The sequence below is a fragment of the Streptomyces abyssalis genome (genome assembly GCF_001751365.1).
GTDB lineage: Bacteria > Actinomycetota > Actinomycetes > Streptomycetales > Streptomycetaceae > Streptomyces > Streptomyces abyssalis.
Genome location: NZ_LJGT01000040.1, coordinates 1,099,662 through 1,117,685 on the forward strand (window position 1 = coordinate 1,099,662; position 18,024 = coordinate 1,117,685).

Genomic DNA, 18,024 nt, shown 5'->3' on the forward strand with positions numbered 1-18,024 from the left:
CTTCACACTTAGGGTTCGGGTCGACGTGGACCGCCCGACAGGGATACGTAACTCGAGGCGAGAGGCCTTCGACGTGGCAGCACCGCAGAACTACCTCGCAGTCATCAAGGTCGTCGGCATTGGCGGCGGTGGCGTGAACGCCATCAACCGGATGATCGAGGTCGGTCTCAAGGGCGTCGAGTTCATCGCGATCAACACTGACGCGCAGGCCCTGTTGATGAGCGATGCCGATGTCAAGCTCGATGTGGGCCGTGAACTGACACGCGGTCTGGGAGCAGGCGCCAACCCCGATGTGGGCCGCAAGGCCGCCGAGGACCACCGCGAGGAGATCGAGGAGGTCCTCAAGGGGGCCGACATGGTCTTCGTCACCGCCGGCGAGGGAGGTGGCACCGGCACCGGCGGCGCTCCCGTCGTCGCCAACATCGCCCGCTCGCTGGGCGCCCTGACGATCGGCGTCGTCACCCGGCCCTTCACCTTCGAGGGCCGCCGCCGCGCCAATCAGGCCGAGGACGGCATCGCGGGCCTGCGCGACGAGGTCGACACCCTCATCGTCATCCCCAACGACCGTCTGCTGTCCATCTCGGACCGGCAGGTCAGCGTGCTGGACGCGTTCAAGTCCGCGGACCAGGTGCTCCTTTCGGGTGTGCAGGGCATCACCGACCTCATCACCACCCCGGGGCTGATCAACCTCGACTTCGCAGACGTCAAGTCCGTGATGTCGGAGGCGGGTTCGGCTCTGATGGGCATCGGTTCGGCCCGTGGGGACGACCGCGCGGTGGCCGCGGCCGAGATGGCGATCTCCTCGCCGCTGCTGGAGGCGTCGATCGACGGTGCCAGAGGCGTGCTGCTGTCCATCTCGGGCGGCTCCGACCTCGGCCTGTTCGAGATCAACGAGGCCGCGCAGCTGGTCAGCGAGGCGGCTCATCCCGAAGCCAACATCATCTTCGGTGCCGTGATCGACGACGCGCTCGGCGACGAGGTGAGGGTGACGGTCATCGCGGCGGGCTTCGACGGCGGACAGCCGCCGTCCAAGAACCGTGACAAGGCGCTGGGTTCGCACACCTCGAAGGACGAGTCGTCCTCGGCGGCAGGCTTCGGCAGCGGCGACCCCGACGGCGACCGTCCGTCGTTCGGCGGCCTCGGCAGCGTCACCCCGCGCGAGAGCGAGCCCGAGCCGGTGGGCGAATCGACCGGCGCCGGCCGCGACTCGCTGCCTCCGACGGTCCCGCCGGCCCGCCCTTACCAGGACAGCCAGGCCGAGGAACTGGATGTGCCGGACTTCCTGAAGTGATAGGCACGCACGACTCCACGAGCGGCGCGCACTTCGCATTCACCGACAGGTGGGGCGGGGTGAGCGCCGCTCCGTATGAGTCGCTCAATCTCGGCGGCAGAGTCGGCGACGACGCGGCGCACGTACGGGAGAACCGCTCCCGTACCGCCGCCTCGCTCGGACTGGCACCGGACCGGGTGGTCTGGATGCACCAGGTGCACGGGCGCGATGTCGCTTTGGTCAACGGCCCGTTCGGGGACCAGGCGCCACCGCTCGACGGAATCGTCACCCAGCGTCCCGCGCTCGCCCTCGCGGTGCTCACCGCCGACTGCACTCCCGTGCTGCTGGCCGATCCCGTCGCACGCGTCGCGGGCGCGGCGCACGCCGGGCGGCCCGGCCTGGTCGCCGGTGTGGTGCCCGCGTTGGTCGAGACGATGCGGGACCGCGGGGCGGCGCCGGAGCGAATCGTCGCCCGTACCGGACCGGCAGTGTGCGGCGAGTGCTACGAGGTGCCCGAGGAGATGCGCGCGGCCGTCGCCGAGGCGGTCCCCGGGGCCTACGCCACGACGAGTTGGGGCACCCCGTCGGTCGATGTGGCCGCCGGTGTACGGGCACAGCTCGAAGCCTGCGGTGTCACAACTCTGGAACAGTCCGACGTCTGCACCATGGAGTCGGCTGATCACTTTTCGTACCGACGTGAAAAGATCACCGGTCGCCTCGCAAGCTATGTCTGGTTGGAGGCGAACTGAACCGTGACGGACCTCACGGCCCGTCAGGCCGAACTCGCGGAGAACCTCGCACGGGTGGAGGAGCGCATCCGCGGCGCTTGCGCCGCGGCGGGGCGCAGTCGTGACGAGGTCACTCTGATCGTCGTCACGAAGACCTATCCCGCCCGGGACGTACGGCTGTTGGCGGAGCTGGGAGTGCGGCACGTCGCCGAGAACCGGGACCAGGAGGCGGCGGCGAAGGCAGACGAGTGCGCCGGCACCCCTGTGACGTGGCACTTCGTGGGACAGCTGCAGACCAACAAGGTCCGCTCCGTTGCGGGTTACGCCGACGTGATCCACTCCGTCGACCGCACCCGGCTCGTCAACGCCCTGAGCAGTGCCGCCGCACATCAAGGCCGCCGCCTGGACTGCCTCGTCCAGGTCGCACTCGATGCGGAGTCAGAAACCGCCGGAGGGCGGGGAGGTGCCGCACCGGGGTCCGTGGCAAAGCTCGGCGATGCGGTGGAAGCCGCCCAAGGTCTGCGGCTGGCAGGGGTGATGACGGTCGCGCCGCTGACCGGGCCTTACGCGGGACGCCCGTCCGCGGCCTTCGAACGGCTGCGGGAAATCTCAACCGGCCTGTGTACAAGGCATCCTGCTGCAACCATGGTGTCAGCAGGGATGAGCTCGGATCTCGAAGAGGCCGTGGCCGCCGGGGCGACACATGTGCGCGTCGGCAGTGCGGTACTCGGAGAGCGACCCCGGCTCGGGTAACGTCGCCAACAAGTCGGACCACGGCACAAAATATGGTCATTTCCGTTTGGAAGACAGCAGGCGGACAGACCCGCCGGGATCCAGGCCACCGGTGACGGAGCCAGGGGTCTCCCCATCGGAGGCGGGGGCCCACCACAGAGCGGAGGACGCAGAGAATGGCCGGCGCTATGCGCAAGATGGCGGTCTACCTCGGCCTCGTGGAGGACGATGGGTACGACGGCCCGGGTTTCGATCCCGACGACGAGTTCGAACCCGAACCGGAGCCCGAGAGGGACCGCCGGCGGCACGAGCCGCTGCAGTCGCACGACTCCCTGCAGAAGGACGAACCGGCCGAGCCGGTGCGCGTGATGCATCCTCCCGCCCAGCGGGAGAGGGAGCAGCCGTCTCCCCCTGCGATCGTCGAAAACGGACGATCCGGGAGAATTGCCCCCGTGTCATCCATCACACCTGAACGTCAGAGTCTGGAGAAGAGCGCCCCGGTGATCATGCCCAAAGTCGTGTCCGAACGGGAGCCGTACCGGATCACCACGTTGCACCCCCGGACGTACAACGAGGCCCGTACCATCGGGGAACACTTCCGCGAGGGTACCCCCGTGATCATGAACTTGACGGAGATGGATGATACGGACGCGAAGAGACTTGTCGACTTCGCGGCCGGTCTGGTCTTCGGTCTCCACGGGAGTATTGAAAGAGTGACGCAGAAGGTGTTCCTGCTGTCTCCTGCTAACGTCGATGTCACGGCGGAGGACAAGGCCCGCATCGCAGAGGGCGGGTTCTTCAACCAGAGCTGAAGACGCAAGGATCAACGGAACGGGCCGTAAGGTCACGCGAGCGCCCAACGAGGCGAGGGGAGAGGGAAGCGCAGTGAGTACCGCACTCGAGGTGGTCCAAGTCGCGCTGTACTGCTTCCTGCTCGTGTTGATCTTCCGACTGGTGATGGACTACGTCTTCCAGTTCGCCCGCTCATGGCAGCCCGGCAAGGCGATGGTGGTCGTTCTCGAAGCGACCTACACTGTCACTGATCCGCCACTCAAGCTGCTTCGGCGGTTCATCCCGCCGTTGCGCTTCGGGGGCGTGGCGCTCGACCTGTCCTTCTTCGTACTGATGATCATCGTCTACATCCTGATCAACGTCGTGGCCAGGCTGTGAACGATCGAAATGGTCTTGCCGACATGCCGACGAGTTACGTTGAGGTGAAGAGATGCCACTGACCCCCGAGGACGTGCGGAACAAGCAGTTCACGACCGTCCGCCTCCGAGAAGGTTACGACGAGGACGAAGTCGATGCCTTTCTTGATGAGGTCGAAGCCGAGCTGACGCGCCTGCTGCGCGAGAACGAGGACCTGCGCGCGAAGCTCGCCGCAGCGACCCGTGCCGCCGCGCAGAACCAGCAGCAGGGCGGGATGCGCAAGCCGGAGCCGCAGGACCGGCAAGGCGGGGGCCCCGTGCCCGCCGCCATATCAGGTCCGCAGCCGGTGCCGCCGGGTCAGCACGGCGGTCCTGGGCAGCACCCCGGCCAGCATCCTGGCCAGCACCCGGGGCAGCACCCGGGTCAGCACGGCCCGCAGCAGGGCATGGGCGGTCCGCCTCAGCTGCCCGGCGGGCAGCCGCAGCTTCCTGCCGGACCCGGCGGCCCTCAGGGCGGTCCCGGTGGTCCCATGGTTCCCGGTGGGCCCCAGGGCGGCCCCGGCGGCCCGATGGGTCCCGGTGGCCCGCAGATGCCAGGTGGCGGCGGGCAGAACAACGACAGCGCCGCCCGTGTGCTGTCGCTCGCACAGCAGACCGCCGACCAGGCCATTGCCGAAGCCCGTTCCGAGGCGAACAAGATCGTCGGTGAGGCGCGCAGCCGGGCCGAGGGTCTCGAGCGTGACGCCCGCGCCAAGGCCGACGCCCTTGAGCGGGACGCCCAGGAGAAGCACCGCGTCGCGATGGGCTCGCTGGAGTCCGCCAGGGCGACGCTGGAGCGCAAGGTCGAGGACCTGCGCGGCTTCGAGCGGGAGTACCGCACGCGTCTGAAGTCGTACCTGGAGAGCCAGCTGCGTCAGCTGGAGAACCAGGCGGACGACTCGCTGGCCCCGCCGCGTACGCCCGCCACCGCTTCTCTCCCGCCGTCCCCGTCGATGGCGGGCGCACCCGCCGGTGCGGGAGTCGGCAGCATGGGTGGCCACCAGTCCATGGGGGGCAACGGCCACAGCATGGGCGGTCACGGCGGCCCCCCGCAGGGCGGCCCGAGCTACGGCGGAGGACAGCAGCAGATGTCCCCGGCCATGACGCAGCCGATGGCGCCCGTACGTCCCCAGGGCGGCCCCGCGCCGCAGCAGGCTCCGTCACCGATGCGGGGCTTCCTGATCGACGAGGACGACAACTGATCGACTGACGGCGCACTCGCCGGCACAAGGCAAGGGCCGGGCCCGGAAGCCACTCGCTTCCGGGCCCGGCCCTTGCCCATGTGTGGAGGCGTTGGACGGGCGTCCGTGGCCTGCCGTTGTCCGTTGGAGCAACACGGCGCCCTCAGGGGCCGCGCGGCGGCCTCTTCCCTTCCAAGCTCCGCGCGCGGGCTCTCACTCCGTCAGCCGGACGCTCAGAGGCTTTTCCGGCAGCCCTGCCGTCCGGCGTCCCGCCGCGCTGTGCACGAGACGCCGGCGAGGCCGGGGAGCGCCCGCTGTGCGGACGGCATCCGCGGCCTCGCCGCGCCCTGTGCGGGCCGTTCCGTCAGACCTTGCGCAGACGGAAGGTGAGGGCGAGCGACTCGTCCTCGAAGGGTGGGCCGAAGGTGGGCTCCCCGGTGCCCTCGTCGGCACCGGCGGGGGTGAACTCCGTCGCGAGGACTTCCTCGGAGATCAGCGCGGAGTGGTCCACGAGCGCCCGCTCGACCTCCTCGTCCGTCGAGGACCAGCGCAGCGCGATGCGGTCGGCGACGTCGAGGCCGGAGTTCTTGCGGGCCTCCTGGATGAGGCGGATCGCGTCCCGCGCGAGGCCCGCGCGGCGCAGGCCGGGCGAGATCTCCAGGTCCAGGGCGACCGTGGCTCCGGAGTCGGAGGCGACGGACCAGCCCTCGCGCGGGGTCTCGGTGATGATCACTTCCTCCGGTGAGAGCGGCACCTGCTTCCCGTCCACCTCGACCGCGGCGGTGCCTTCGCGGAGGGCCGAGGAGAGGGCAGCGGCGTCCGCGTCGGCGATCGCCTTGGCCACGGCCTGGGTGCCCTTGCCGAAACGGCGGCCCAGGGCACGGAAGTTGGCCTTGGCCGTGGTGTCCACCAGTGAGCCGCCGACCTCCGAAAGGGAGGCGAGCGTGGTGACGTTGAGCTCCTCGGTGATCTGGTTGCGCAGGTCGGGCGAGAGCGTCTCGAAGCCGTGCGCGGCGACGAGTGCACGGGAGAGGGGCTGGCGCGTCTTGACGCCCGACTCGGCGCGGGTCGCACGCCCCAGTTCGACCAGGCGGCGCACGAGAAGCATGTCCTGGGACAGCTCGGGGTCGACCTTGTCCAGGTCCGCCTCCGGCCAGTCGGCCAGGTGCACCGAGTCCGGCGCCCCGGGCGTGACCGGGACGATCAGGTCCTGCCAGACGCGCTCGGTGACGAACGGCACGATGGGGGCCATCAGACGCGTCACCGTCTCCAGGGTGTCGTGGAGGGTGCGCATCGCTGCCGGGTCGCCCTGCCAGAAACGGCGCCGGGAGCGGCGTACATACCAGTTGGACAGGTCGTCGACGAAGGTCGAGAGCAGTTTGCCGGCGCGCTGGGTGTCGTAGCCCTCCATGGCGACCGTCACCTGGTCGACCAGCGCGTGGAGTTCGCTGAGCAGCCAGCGGTCCAGCAGCGGCCTGGTGTCGGGGGCCGGGTCCGATTCGGACGGCGACCAGCCGGACGTGCGGGCGTACAGGGCCTGGAAGGCCACGGTGTTCCAGAACGTCAGCAGCGTCTTCCGTACGACTTCCTGGATCGTGCCGTGGCCCACGCGCCGTGCCGCCCACGGTGAGCCGCCGGCGGCCATGAACCAGCGGACCGCGTCCGCCCCGTGCTGATCCATCAGCGGGATCGGCTCCAGGATGTTGCCCAGGTGCTTGGACATCTTGCGGCCGTCCTCGGCGAGGATGTGGCCGAGGCAGACCACGTTCTCGTACGAGGACTTCTCGAAGACGAGCGTGCCGACGGCCATCAGCGTGTAGAACCAGCCGCGGGTCTGGTCGATCGCCTCGGAGATGAACTGCGCGGGGTAGCGCTTCTCGAACAGCTCCTTGTTCTTGTACGGGTATCCCCACTGCGCGAAGGGCATCGAGCCCGAGTCGTACCAGGCGTCGATGACTTCGGGGACGCGCGTCGCCTCCAGCGCGCAGCCCTCCGCGGGGCAGCCGAAGGTGACCTCGTCGATGTACGGGCGGTGGGGGTCGAGCGCCGACTGGTCGCTTCCCGTCAGCTGCGTCAGCTCCGCGAGTGAGCCGACGCACGTCAAGTGGCCTTCCCCGCACCGCCAGAAGGGCAGCGGCGTGCCCCAGTAGCGGTTGCGGCTGAGCGCCCAGTCGACGTTGTTGTCGAGCCAGTCGCCGTAGCGGCCGTGCTTGACCGACTCCGGATACCAGTTGGTGAGTTCGTTCTGCTCCAGCAGCGCGTCCTTGATCCGGGTCGTGCGGATGTACCAGGACGGCTGGGCGTAGTAGAGCAGAGCCGTGTGGCAGCGCCAGCAGTGCGGATAGCTGTGCTCGTACGGCATGTGACGCAGCAGCAGGTTGCGGGCGTCGAGATCGGCGACGAGGGCCTCGTCGGCCTTCTTGAAGAACTGCCCCTCCACCAGGTGCAGTCCGGCCTCGAAGGTGCCGTCCGGACGCACCGGATTGACCACCGGCAGGCCGTAGGCGCGGCAGGCGCGCATGTCGTCCTCACCGAAGGCGGGGGCCTGGTGGACCAGGCCTGTGCCGTCCTCGGTGGTCACGTAGTCGGCGTTGACGACGAAGTGGGCGCCCTCCATCTCCACGATGTTGAAGGGGCGTTCGTAGCTCCAGCGCTCCATTTCGGCGCCGGTGAAGCGCTGTCCGGTCGCCTCGAAGTCCTCGCCCAGCGCCTTTTCGAGCAGGGGCTCGGCGACGACGATCTTCTCCAGGCCGTTCGTCGCGACGACGTAGGTGACCTCCGGGTGGGCCGCCACAGCGGTGTTGGAGACCAGCGTCCAGGGAGTGGTCGTCCACACCAGGAGCGACGCCTCACCGGCGAGCGGCCCCGACGTCAGCGGGAAGCGCACGTAGACCGACGGGTCGACGATCGTCTCGTACCCCTGGGCCAGTTCGTGGTCCGAGAGCCCCGTGCCGCACCGCGGGCACCAGGGAGCGACGCGGTGGTCCTGTACGAGCAGGCCCTTCTCGAAGATCTGCTTCAGGGACCACCAGACCGACTGCACGTATTCCGGGTCCATGGTGCGGTACGCGTCGTCCATGTCGACCCAGTAGCCCATGCGCGTCGTCAGCTCGGCGAAGGCGTCGGTGTGCCTGGTGACGGACTCCCGGCAGCGCGCGTTGAACTCCGCGATGCCGTAATTCTCGATGTCCTGCTTGCCGTTGAAGCCCATTTCGCGCTCGACGGCCAGCTCGACCGGGAGGCCGTGGCAGTCCCAGCCGGCCTTGCGCGCCACGTGGTATCCCCGCATCGTGCGGAAGCGCGGGAAGACGTCCTTGAAGACGCGGGCCTCGATGTGGTGTGCGCCCGGCATGCCGTTGGCGGTGGGCGGACCTTCGTAGAAGACCCACTCGGGGCGCCCCTCGGACTGTTCGAGGGTACGGGCGAAGACCTTCTGGTCCCGCCAGAAGTCGAGCACGGCGTGCTCGAGGGCGGGCAGGTCTACCTGGGCTGGCACCTGGCGGTACTGCGGCATCGGAACTTCCTCCGGCGGACAATCTCAGCTTCCGTCGGAGGGACGAGACCGTCTGCCTGAACGGCGGCGGGCCCGCGGTACCACCCTCCTTGGCAGTCGACGGACCCCGGGCCGCCAGGCCCGGGGGCGTGCCACTGCCCCCTCGTTTGAGGTGCGCTGCCGGTTCTACTCGCGCCGGTCCGGCCGGTGCTTTCTTCCGGCGGCTCCGGGGTGATGTTCACGTCCTGCAGACCCCTGGGCTCACACCGTCCCCAGGTCGCTCGCGGCTGCTCACGGACGCTACTCGTCCCCTTCATCGCCTGTCGCTGAGCCCAGTGTACGGGGCTCAGCGGGCTGTGGCGGGGCGGTTTTCGCAGGGCCGGGCGGGGCACAACGGATTGGAGACCGGCGTGCCCCCGTTGTCGAGCGTTCGGAGTCGATTTATCGTTCCGGTCACGTTTCGCGAGCAAGATCACAATATGTGAAGGGGCCACGGCCATGGTGGCGAGAGGATCTGCCGCGAGTTCCCCGGCAGCTGCTGACAAGTCCACGAAGAAGGCCGCGGCCAAGAAGCAGACCTCTGCGGCCGGCAAGTCCGCACCGAAGAAGACGGCCAAGAAGACTGCGGCCAAGAAGACGGCAAGGAAGGCCGCCCCCAAGAAGGCGGCGCAGAAGGTCACAGCAGGGGAGGCCGGGAGGACGGCGGAGGGGGAGGCGCCCGCGAAGAAGAGCGTGGCGAAGAAGGCGGCAGCGAAGAAGACCGCCGCCAAGAAGGCTGCACCGAAGAAGACGGCGGCGAAGAAGACCGCCGCCAAGAAGGCCGCACCGAAGAAGACCGCGGCGAAGAAGACCGCCGCCGGTAAGTCCACGGCGAAGAAGCAGACGACAGGAGCCGACAAGGTGGCGAAGAAGACTCCGGTGGCGAAGGCCGAGAAGGTTCCCACAGCACGCGCGGTCGCCGCCCCGGCGGAACCGGGCGAACTCGCCGTACGCGCCGGTGAGGAGCCGTGGACGCAGCAAGAGGTGGAGGAGGCCCGCAGCGAACTGCAGAGCGAGGCGCAGCGGCTGCGTGACGAGCTCGTCGCCTCCGGGGAAGCGCTGGACGGGCTGATGCGCGACTCCGGTGACGGTGCGGGGGACGACGACGCCGACACCGGCACCAAGAACATCACCCGCGAGCACGAGATGGCGCTCGCGGCCAACGCCCGCGAGATGCTCTACCAGACCGAACGGGCCATCGACCGGCTCGACGCAGGCACGTACGGCCTCTGCGAGAACTGCGGCAACCCGATCGGCAAGGCCCGGATGCAGGCGTTCCCGCGGGCGACGCTCTGTGTGGAGTGCAAGCAGCAGCAGGAGCGGCGCTAGTTGTCGCAGAAGGGGCGGGAGGGGGGTGAAGGGGGCGTCGGCCGTCCTCACATGTCGTACCCTCGTCGGGTGACAGAGGTGGAGCGGACTATCGGTACTCCTGACGGGACCACGGATGAGCCCGCCGACGGAGCTCGCGGCGAGGGCGTGCAGGAAGACGTAGCGACCGCCTCACGGGGCAGGCGGCGGATCGGTGTGCTGATCACGGTCGCCGCCATCGCCTACGCGCTCGACCTGATCACCAAGCTGATCGTGGTCGCCGTCCTCGAGCAGCACGCCCCGATCCAGGTGATCGGCACGGTGCTCCAGCTGGACGTCGTACGGAACAGGGGCGCGGCCTTCGGCATCGGTGAGGCCCTGACCATCGTGCTCACGGCGATCGCCGCCGTGGTGATCGTCGTCATCGCGCGGATCGCCAGGCGGTTGTACAGCGCTCCCTGGGCGATCGCGCTGGGGCTGCTGCTGGGCGGTGCGTTCGGGAATCTCACCGACCGCGTCTTCCGTTCGCCCGGAGTCTTCCAGGGCGCCGTCGTGGACTTCATCGCACCCACGCACTTCGCGGTCTTCAACCTCGCGGACTCGGCGATCGTGTGCGGGGGCATCCTGATCGTGATCCTCTCCTTCCGCGGCCTCGATCCGGACGGAACGGTCCACCGGGACTGACCGGCCGGCAGCCCGCGGTGACGGAGAGCACCCGGGCGTCCGGCATACTCGATCGGGTGAGCACGATCCCCGAAATCCGCACCCTGCCCGTACCGGACGGCCTGGAAGGCGAGCGCGTCGACGCCGCCATCGCCCGGATGTTCGGCTTTTCCCGCACGAAGGCCGCCGAACTCGCCTCCCACGGCAAGGTGTTGCTGGACGGCGCCGAGGCGGGCAAGTCCGACCGGGTGCACGGCGGGGCGTGGCTGGAGGTGGAGCTGCCGCCTCCGCCCGAGCCCCCGCGGATCGTGGCCGAGCCCGTGGAGGGCATGACGGTCGTCCATGACGACGCCGACGTCGTCGTGGTCGACAAGCCGGTGGGTGTCGCGGCGCACCCCAGTCCGGGCTGGAGCGGCCCCACCGTGATCGGCGGGCTCGCCGCCGCCGGATACTCGGTCGCGACCTCGGGCGCCGCCGAGCGGCAGGGGATCGTGCACCGGCTGGACGTGGGGACGTCGGGGCTGATGGTCGTCGCCAAGTCCGAGCGCGCGTACACGCTGCTCAAGCAGCAGTTCCGGGAGCGGACCGTCGACAAGCGGTACCACGCGCTCGTACAGGGGCATCCGGATCCGCTGAGCGGCACGATCGACGCCCCGGTCGGGCGGCACCCCCAGCACGACTACAAGTGGGCGGTCACCGCCGAGGGCAAGCCGTCCGTCACGCACTACGACCTCATCGAGGCCTTCCGTGCGGCCAGCCTGCTCGACATCAAGCTGGAGACCGGGCGTACGCACCAGATCCGCGTGCACATGTCCGCGCACCGCCACCCGTGCGTCGGCGACCTCACCTACGGTGCCGATCCGACGCTCGCGAAGCGGCTGCGGCTGGAGCGGCAGTGGCTGCATGCCGTGCGGCTCTCCTTCGAGCACCCCTCCGACGGGCGGTGGGCGGAGTACGAGAGCGAATACCCGGATGATCTTCAGCGGGCGCTCGAGCTGGTGCGGGGAGAGAGCACGTAGACGTGGATCAGCTCGCACTGCTCTTCGCCTTGCTGCTCGGCGCTGTTCTGACAGTCCCGCTCGGTGACCGGCTGGGCGTGCCGGGACCACTGCTGATGACGCTGCTGGGCGGTGTCCTGGCGCTGCTGCCGTTCGTCCCGGACATCGAGGTCCCGCCGGAGTTCATCCTGCCGCTGGTGCTGCCGCCGCTGCTGTACGCGGCCGTGCACCGTACGTCCTGGCGTCAGTTCGCCGCGAACAAGCGGCCGATCTTTCTGCTGGCGGTGGCGCTGGTCTTCGTGACGACCGCGGTGGTCGCAGCTGTGGCGCACGCGCTGGTGCCGGGGCTCGGGATAGCCGCTGCCGTCGCGCTGGGCGCGCTGGTCGCGCCGCCCGACCCTGTCGCCGCGACGACCGTCGCGGGACAGCTGGGGCTGCCGCGGCGGCTGGTGTCCATCCTGGAGGGCGAGGGCCTCTTCAACGACGTCACGGCGATCACCCTCTACCACGTCGCCGTCGCGGCTGCCGTCACCGGGACGTTCTCGCTTCCCGCCGCCGCCGGGGAGCTGGTCCTCTCCGCGGTCGTCGCCGTCGTGGTCGGTCTGGCGCTGGGATGGGCCGCGAACAAGCTCTCGGGGTTCCTCGGGGACGCGACGTTGCAGACGGGGCTGACTCTGCTGGTGCCCTTCGCCTCGTACGTACTGGCCGAGGAGCTGCACGGTTCCGGCGTGCTGGCGGTACTGATGACCGCGCTATATCTCTCCTCCGGACGGGCCGTGGACGCGGACGACGTGCAGGGGCGGCTGGTCGGGCAGAGCTTCTGGTCGATCGTCGACACGCTCGTCACCGGAGTCGCGTTCGGGCTCATCGGGCTCGAACTGGCCGTGGTCGTCGGCCCCGTGAGCGGACGCTGGGACGAACTGCTCCCGGCGGCGCTCGCCGTGATCGCGGCCGTGGTCGTGCTGCGTCTGCTGTGGCTGCTGCCGGCGGCGTGGCTGGCGAAGAGACTGCACCGCCGCAAGGACCTGGACGAGGACATCCCGCTCAACTGGCGTGAGACGACCGTCGTCTGGTGGGCCGGGATGCGGGGCGTGGCATCGGTGGCGCTGGCGCTCGCAGTGCCGCTGACCGTCGAGGGCGGCGGGAGCTTCCCCGAGCGGGACGCCATTCTGTTCATCGCCTTCGCCGTCGTGCTCGCCACGCTCGTGATCCAGGGGCTGACCCTGCCGTGGCTGGTCAGACTGCTGCACGTACGCGCGGACAGTGCCGCCGAGCGGGAGTTGGAGCGGCAGCTCGCGCTGCGGTGCGCGAAGGCGGCGCGGACGCGGCTGCGGGAGATCGAGGCGGCCGAGGACCTTCCCGAGGAGGTCTCCGAGGCGCTGCTGCGGCGTGCCCACGACGTGGGCGTGCGCATCTCGCCGGACATCGTGGACGAGGAACGGCGCGAGGCGCACTCCAAGCGGACGGCCCGGATGAAGAAGGTCCACCGGCTGGGCGGCGAGCTGCTGTCCGCCGCCCGGCACGAGATCATCGCCGCGCGCAGCGAGGCCGGCGTCGACCCCGAGGTGTGCGACCGCGTGCTGCACCAGCTCGATCTGCGCAGTTTCCGGGTCTGAAGCCACCGGCGGTCGGGCCGGTGGCCATGGGGAGCGGTGGAGCTCGCTCAGGAGAGCCTGTTCTCCCGGTGGTTGCTGTTCTCCACGCGCCCGTTGGAGTGCACGCCGGGATCGCCGGCGGAGCTGCCCGCGGAGGAGACGCGGATGCCGGGAAACGCGTAAGGGTGCTCGCGCTGAAGCCAGTCGAGCAGCTGCTCGCGCAGGTCGCAGCGGAGCGTCCACAGGTCGTCGGAGGTACGGGCCGAGACCGCGGCGCGCACCTCGATCGTGGTGGGCGTCGTGTCGGTGACGACGAGGCTCCAGTTGCGGCCGTCCCAGTAGTCGTTCGCCCGTACCAGCTCCTCCGTCCGCTTGCGCAGCTCCGCGACCGGGGCGGAGTGGTCGAGCTGGAAGAAGACCGTGCCGGTCATCTGCGGGCCGCCGCGGGACCAGTTCTCGAACGGCTTGCTGGTGAAGTACGAGACGGGCATCGTCACGCGCCGCTCGTCCCATGTGCGGATCACCAGATACGAGACGGTGATCTCGTCGACAGTTCCGAACTCCCCGTCCACGACGACCTCGTCGCCGATGCGCACCATGTCGCCGAAGGCGATGGAAAGCCCCGCGAAGAGGTTGCCCAGGGTGGCCTGGGCGGCGATACCGGCGACGATTCCCAGCACACCCGCGGAGGCGAGCATCGACGTGCCCAGTGTCTTCATGGCGTCGAACTGGAGGAGGATGGCGGAGGCGGCGATGACGACCACGACCGTGGTGACCAGCCGCTGGATCAGCGTGAGCTGGGTCTTCACACGCCTCGCGCGGGCCGGGTCGTGCGCCACGCCCGCGTACCGCACGGTGGTCGTCTCCACGATGCCGGCGAGGATCCTCAGGACCAGCCACGCGGTGGCCGCGATGAGGATGATGTGCAGCCACAGGTTGACGGTTGGGCGGTAGCTGCGGGCGATCTCAGCGTGGTCGTAGAAGATGTTGAGCAGAGCCACGAACACGACGGCCTGCAGGGGCACGCGCCCGCGTCGCAGCAGCCCCCACAGCGGGGTCTCCGGATGGCGGGCGTCGATGCGGCGCAGCAGCCGGTCGACGGCCCAGGCGACGACGAACGCGAGCACGATCGCACCGCCGAACACGATGAGCGGCCGTAGCACGTTCTCCATGGCGGGTGACTCCTCGGGGATTGACGGGCACTGCTGACCGTACCTGCCACCATGTGCGGGGACCCGACCCGGAACGGGCCCACCGGCGCTATGTGAGGGAAGTGACACTTTGGCCACCGTCGTGCTGTTCCACTCCGCCTACGGGCTGCGACCCGCCGTGCACAAGGCGGCGGACCGGCTGCGTGCCGCGGGGCACGAGGTGCACACGCCCGACCTCTTCGACGGTCGCACGGCCGCCACCGTGGAGGAGGGCATGGTGCTGAAGGACGAGATCGGCCGGGACGAGCTGCTGATGCGGGCCGTGACGGTCACGGCTCCGCTCTCGGACCGCGGCCTGGTCTACGCGGGCTTCTCCCTCGGCGGTTCGATCGCCCAGAACCTCGCCCTCGCCGACGACCGCGCGCGGGCGCTGCTGCTTCTGCACGGCACCTCGGACCTGCCCGAGGACGCGGCCGTGGACGATCTCCCCGTACAGCTGCACATCGCCGAACCGGACGCCTTCGAGCCGGACGACTGGCTGAACGCGTGGTATCTGCAGATGCGGCGGGCGGGGGCGGACGTCGAGATCTTCCGGTACGCGGGAGCGGGCCACCTCTTCACCGACGAGGACCTGGACGACCACGAGCCGGAGGCGGCAGAGCGCACCTGGCGCACGGCGCTGGGGTTCCTCGACAGCGTGGGCTGACGCACGGCGGCCGGGGCGGCCCGAGGCCCCGCCGGGAGTGCGGCGGGGCCACGGGACCGGTCCTTCCGGGGCGCCGGCCGCCGTGCGGTCGGCGCCCCGGTGCGTTCAGAGCGCCAGCGGGCCGTCCGCCTTCTCCAGGCGCTGGGTGCCGGAGAGGGTGCGATAGGAGCGGCGGACCTCGCTGGTGGCGCCGCGGTCCTCCTTGTCGGAGAGGATGAAGTAGTCCATCTGCGCCCGCTCGGCGTCGATGTCGAGGACGCCGTAGCCGTGCGAGTCCATGTCGAGCCACCGCACGTGGCGGTTGGCGGCTCTGACGGCCGCCTCGGCCACCGACGAGACGGTGTCGGGTGCGGCGTTGATGACGTCGTCGAGGTTGTCCGACGTGACGGACGTGACGACGAACTCCGTGGCCACCGGCGCGTCTTCGGGATACGTCGCCGCCTTGACGGGGACCTCGTTGGCGAAGGCCATGTGGATGTCGCCGGTCAGGAAGACGGTGTTGTCGATGCGCTGGTCGCGCAGGTGCGTCAGCAGCTCGCGCCGGTCGTCGGTGTAGCCGTCCCACTGGTCGACGTTGAGGGCCAGGCCCTCCTTCGGGATACCGAGCAACTCCGCGAGCGGGCCGAGGAGATGGGCCGGGACGGAGCCGAAGGCCATCGGGGCGATCATCACCGAGGTGCCGACCATGCGCCAGCGCGCCGTCGAGGAGGAGAGCCCGGACTTGAGCCAGTCCAGCTGCTTGCGGCCCGTGATGCTGCGGTCGGGGTCGTCGATCACGTCCCCGTCTCCGATGCTCGCCTGCTGATCGCGGAACGAGCGCAGATCGAGCAGGTGCAGATCGGCGAGCCGGCCGAAACGGATGCGGCGGTAGGTGTTGCCCTCGGTGGAGGTGCGTACCGGCATCCACTCGAAGTAGGCCTGTTTCGCGGCCCGTCGGCGGTCCGCCCACTCGCCCTCCACGCCCGGTGTGTGGTTCTCCGCGCCGCCGGACCAGGTGTCGTTGGCGATCTCGTGGTCGTCCCAGATCGCGATGAGCGGGTGGGCCGTGTGCATGGCCTGCAGGTCGGGATCGAGCTTGTGGTGGCCGTGCCGGACGCGGTAGTCGGCGAGGGTGACCGTCTCGTGCTCGGGCTGGACGGTGCGGACGGCGCCGCCCTCCAGGGGGTACTCCTCGTGCCCGTACTCGTAGATGTAGTCCCCGAGATGGAGGACCGCGTGCAGATCCGCGCGTCCTGCCAGATGCCTGTACGAGGCGTAGTAGCCGGCCTCGTACTGCGCGCAGGAGACCACGCCCAGGCGGAGGTTGGCGGCGTCGGCGTCCTCGGCCGGTGCCGTACGGGTGCGTCCGGCGGGGGAGTTCACGCCTCCGGCGCTGAAGCGGAACCAGTAGGCGGTGTCGGGCGCGAGTCCGCGCACGTCCGCCTTGACGGTGTGGTCGGTGGCGGCGGTGGTCCCGGTGGTGCCGTGGGCGACCACCTTGCTGAAGGCCTCGTCCTCGGCGACTTCCCAAGTGACGCTGGTGGGGCCGCCCTTGCCCGATCCGGGCAGGGCGTCCGGGGCGGGCGTGACGCGCGTCCACAGCAGGACGCCGTCGGGCAGCGGGTCGCCGGAGGCGACGCCGTGCAGGAACTCGGGGGCCGCTGCGGTACGGGCGTTCGCCGTGCCGCCGGTGAGGGGGAGCAGGGCCGCGGAGGCCGCGGTGGCCGCAACGACGGTGCGGCGTCCGGGACGTCCTGGGAGTCCGGATGAGGGTCTCTCCGCCGGAACTGAGGTGGGAGGTTCACGATGTGTGTTCGTCACGGACCTTGATGTTACGCACAAGTAGCCCCAACGGGCAGGTGACTCGCAAGAGTTCAGCTGCCGGTCGGGGCATGTTCGGCCACAGGACGGCAAGCACGGAGCGGGCGCCTGCCGTACAGCAGGCGCCCGCTCCGGCGAACACGGGAACTCAGTGACCCGGGAACTCAGGAACCCCGGGAACTCAGGGGCCCCGGCGCCGTGTCACCGGCGCCGGGCCGCCGTCACTGCTTCTGGGGCTGGCCGCCACCCGGGATCTTCACGCCCAGCTTCTCCAGTTCGCCCGGGAGCTGCTGCTGGTCGACGTCCTTGCCGTCGATGCGGATCGTGGGCGTGCCGTTGACCTTGCTCTTCTTGAAGTCCGCGACCATGTCGAGCGCCCACCTGTCGTACTTGCCGTCCTCCACGGCCTTCTTGAAGCCGGCGTCCTTCTTCAGCGCGGGCACGGTGTCCGCGACCTTGATCAGGTAGTCGTCCTCGGCGAACTTGTCCTGGGTCTCCTGCGGGTGGAACTGCGGCGAGTACAGCTTCTCGTGGTAGTCGCGGTAGGCGTCCTTGCTGACGTTGAGCGCGGCGCCCAGTGCGCTGATGGCGTTCTTCGAGCCCTCACCGCCGAGGTTGCCGTCGATCAGGTCGCCGAGGTGCACCCGGAGCTTGTACTTGCCGTCCTCGGCGCCCTTGACGAGGAGCTTGCCCGCTCCCTGCTCGAACTGGGCGCAGGCCGGGCACCGCAGGTCCTCGTAGACGTCGACGCTCTTCTTGGCGCTCTCGTTGCCGACGAGGATGTACTCGCCGTCCTTGCCCGAGGAGTTGGCGGGCTTGACGAGCTTCTGCTCCTTGGCCGCCTCCCAGCCGGAGGGTGCGGTCAGTTTGGTGACGGCGAGGAAGATGCCGCCGGCCACGGCGAGGACGCCGAGTACCGCGACGCCGACGAGCGCCTGCCGGCGCGCCTTGTCCTTCTTGGCCTGCCGTTCACGTTCTGCGCGCAGCCGCTCGCGGGCGGCGCGCTTGGCTTCCTGGCTGTTGCGCTTGCTCATGGGTTCCTTCTCCGTGGTCTGCGTACGCGGTGTGTGCGTGTGCGCGAGGGGACGACGATGGACGGTCTCGCAACGGCTCGGCTCGCGCGGCCCGTTCACGCCCGTTCACACGGGGGCACGGTGCCGCTGCGCCTGTTCG

General features: G+C 69.7%; 15 protein-coding genes. 11 read left to right on the forward strand and 4 right to left on the reverse strand.

What is annotated here, in order from left to right:
* The first annotated feature begins 73 nt into the window (after nt 1–73).
* The 6 genes from ftsZ (at nt 74) to AN215_RS19630 (ending at nt 5,119) form a co-directional block, all read left to right on the forward strand.
* Nucleotides 74–1,291 carry a cell division protein FtsZ gene (ftsZ, locus tag AN215_RS19605; RefSeq protein ID WP_070012002.1) on the forward strand — a complete coding sequence of 406 codons (1,218 nt, stop codon included), beginning with the start codon at nt 74–76 and terminating at the stop codon, nt 1,289–1,291.
* A complete protein-coding gene (gene pgeF, locus AN215_RS19610) occupies nt 1,288–2,019 on the forward strand; it encodes a peptidoglycan editing factor PgeF (protein WP_070012003.1) in 732 nt (243 codons plus the stop codon). The genes ftsZ and pgeF overlap by 4 nt, the downstream gene beginning before the upstream one ends.
* A 3-nt stretch (nt 2,020–2,022) precedes the next feature.
* Nucleotides 2,023–2,751 carry a YggS family pyridoxal phosphate-dependent enzyme gene (locus AN215_RS19615; RefSeq protein ID WP_070012004.1) on the forward strand — a complete coding sequence of 243 codons (729 nt, stop codon included), beginning with the start codon at nt 2,023–2,025 and terminating at the stop codon, nt 2,749–2,751.
* 155 nt (nt 2,752–2,906) lie between these two features.
* Nucleotides 2,907–3,542 carry a cell division protein SepF gene (locus AN215_RS19620; RefSeq protein WP_070012005.1) on the forward strand — a complete coding sequence of 212 codons (636 nt, stop codon included), beginning with the start codon at nt 2,907–2,909 and terminating at the stop codon, nt 3,540–3,542.
* A 73-nt stretch (nt 3,543–3,615) separates the two neighbouring features.
* Entirely contained in the window at nt 3,616–3,900 is a 285-nt protein-coding gene (locus AN215_RS19625) for a YggT family protein (RefSeq protein WP_028435711.1), read from the forward strand.
* 52 nt (nt 3,901–3,952) lie between these two features.
* Nucleotides 3,953–5,119 carry a DivIVA domain-containing protein gene (locus AN215_RS19630; RefSeq protein WP_070012006.1) on the forward strand — a complete coding sequence of 389 codons (1,167 nt, stop codon included), beginning with the start codon at nt 3,953–3,955 and terminating at the stop codon, nt 5,117–5,119.
* A gap of 343 nt (nt 5,120–5,462) precedes the next feature.
* Here AN215_RS19630 and ileS read toward each other — a convergent pair whose 3' ends face one another.
* On the reverse strand, nt 5,463–8,612 hold the full coding sequence (ileS, locus tag AN215_RS19635; RefSeq protein ID WP_070012007.1) for an isoleucine--tRNA ligase: 3,150 nt from the start codon (nt 8,610–8,612) through the stop codon (nt 5,463–5,465).
* A 477-nt stretch (nt 8,613–9,089) separates the two neighbouring features.
* Here ileS and AN215_RS19640 point away from each other — a divergent pair, with 477 nt between their 5' ends.
* From AN215_RS19640 to AN215_RS19655, 4 genes are all read left to right on the forward strand, one after another.
* Entirely contained in the window at nt 9,090–9,959 is an 870-nt protein-coding gene (locus AN215_RS19640) for a TraR/DksA family transcriptional regulator (protein ID WP_070012008.1), read from the forward strand.
* Nucleotides 9,960–10,028: 69 nt separating this feature from the next.
* Nucleotides 10,029–10,622 (forward strand): signal peptidase II, encoded by a 594-nt coding sequence (gene lspA / locus AN215_RS19645; protein ID WP_070012009.1) that lies wholly within the window; start codon nt 10,029–10,031, stop codon nt 10,620–10,622.
* Nucleotides 10,623–10,678: 56 nt separating this feature from the next.
* Entirely contained in the window at nt 10,679–11,620 is a 942-nt protein-coding gene (locus AN215_RS19650) for an RluA family pseudouridine synthase (RefSeq protein WP_070012125.1), read from the forward strand.
* Nucleotides 11,621–11,622: 2 nt separating this feature from the next.
* Nucleotides 11,623–13,215, forward strand: coding sequence for a Na+/H+ antiporter (locus AN215_RS19655; protein ID WP_070012010.1), 1,593 nt, complete (start codon nt 11,623–11,625; stop codon nt 13,213–13,215).
* A 47-nt stretch (nt 13,216–13,262) separates the two neighbouring features.
* Here the strand turns inward: AN215_RS19655 and AN215_RS19660 are convergent, their stop codons facing one another.
* Entirely contained in the window at nt 13,263–14,366 is a 1,104-nt protein-coding gene (locus AN215_RS19660) for a mechanosensitive ion channel family protein (RefSeq protein ID WP_070012011.1), read from the reverse strand.
* Between the two features lie 109 nt (nt 14,367–14,475).
* On the opposite strand from AN215_RS19660, the gene AN215_RS19665 reads away from it, so the two are divergent.
* The gene (locus AN215_RS19665; protein ID WP_070012012.1) at nt 14,476–15,051 is read left to right on the forward strand and encodes a dienelactone hydrolase family protein; all 576 of its coding nucleotides are present in this window, start codon (nt 14,476–14,478) and stop codon (nt 15,049–15,051) included.
* A 105-nt stretch (nt 15,052–15,156) separates the two neighbouring features.
* Here the strand turns inward: AN215_RS19665 and AN215_RS19670 are convergent, their stop codons facing one another.
* Together AN215_RS19670 and AN215_RS19675 are read right to left on the reverse strand one after the other, a co-directional pair.
* On the reverse strand, nt 15,157–16,851 hold the full coding sequence (locus AN215_RS19670) for an alkaline phosphatase D family protein (RefSeq protein ID WP_070012013.1): 1,695 nt from the start codon (nt 16,849–16,851) through the stop codon (nt 15,157–15,159).
* A gap of 221 nt (nt 16,852–17,072) precedes the next feature.
* Nucleotides 17,073–17,885, reverse strand: coding sequence for a thioredoxin domain-containing protein (locus AN215_RS19675; RefSeq protein ID WP_070012014.1), 813 nt, complete (start codon nt 17,883–17,885; stop codon nt 17,073–17,075).
* Between the last annotated feature and the right edge of the window lie 139 nt (nt 17,886–18,024).

Coding starts and splice junctions, on each gene's coding strand:
- AN215_RS19620 (WP_070012005.1), top strand. CDS start 2,907: ATGGCCGGCGCTATGCGCAAGATGGCGGTCTACCTCGGCCTCGTGGAG.
- AN215_RS19630 (WP_070012006.1), top strand. CDS start 3,953: ATGCCACTGACCCCCGAGGACGTGCGGAACAAGCAGTTCACGACCGTC.
- ileS (WP_070012007.1), bottom strand. CDS start 8,612: ATGCCGCAGTACCGCCAGGTGCCAGCCCAGGTAGACCTGCCCGCCCTC.
- AN215_RS19640 (WP_070012008.1), top strand. CDS start 9,090: ATGGTGGCGAGAGGATCTGCCGCGAGTTCCCCGGCAGCTGCTGACAAG.
- AN215_RS19660 (WP_070012011.1), bottom strand. CDS start 14,366: ATGGAGAACGTGCTACGGCCGCTCATCGTGTTCGGCGGTGCGATCGTG.
- AN215_RS19675 (WP_070012014.1), bottom strand. CDS start 17,885: ATGAGCAAGCGCAACAGCCAGGAAGCCAAGCGCGCCGCCCGCGAGCGG.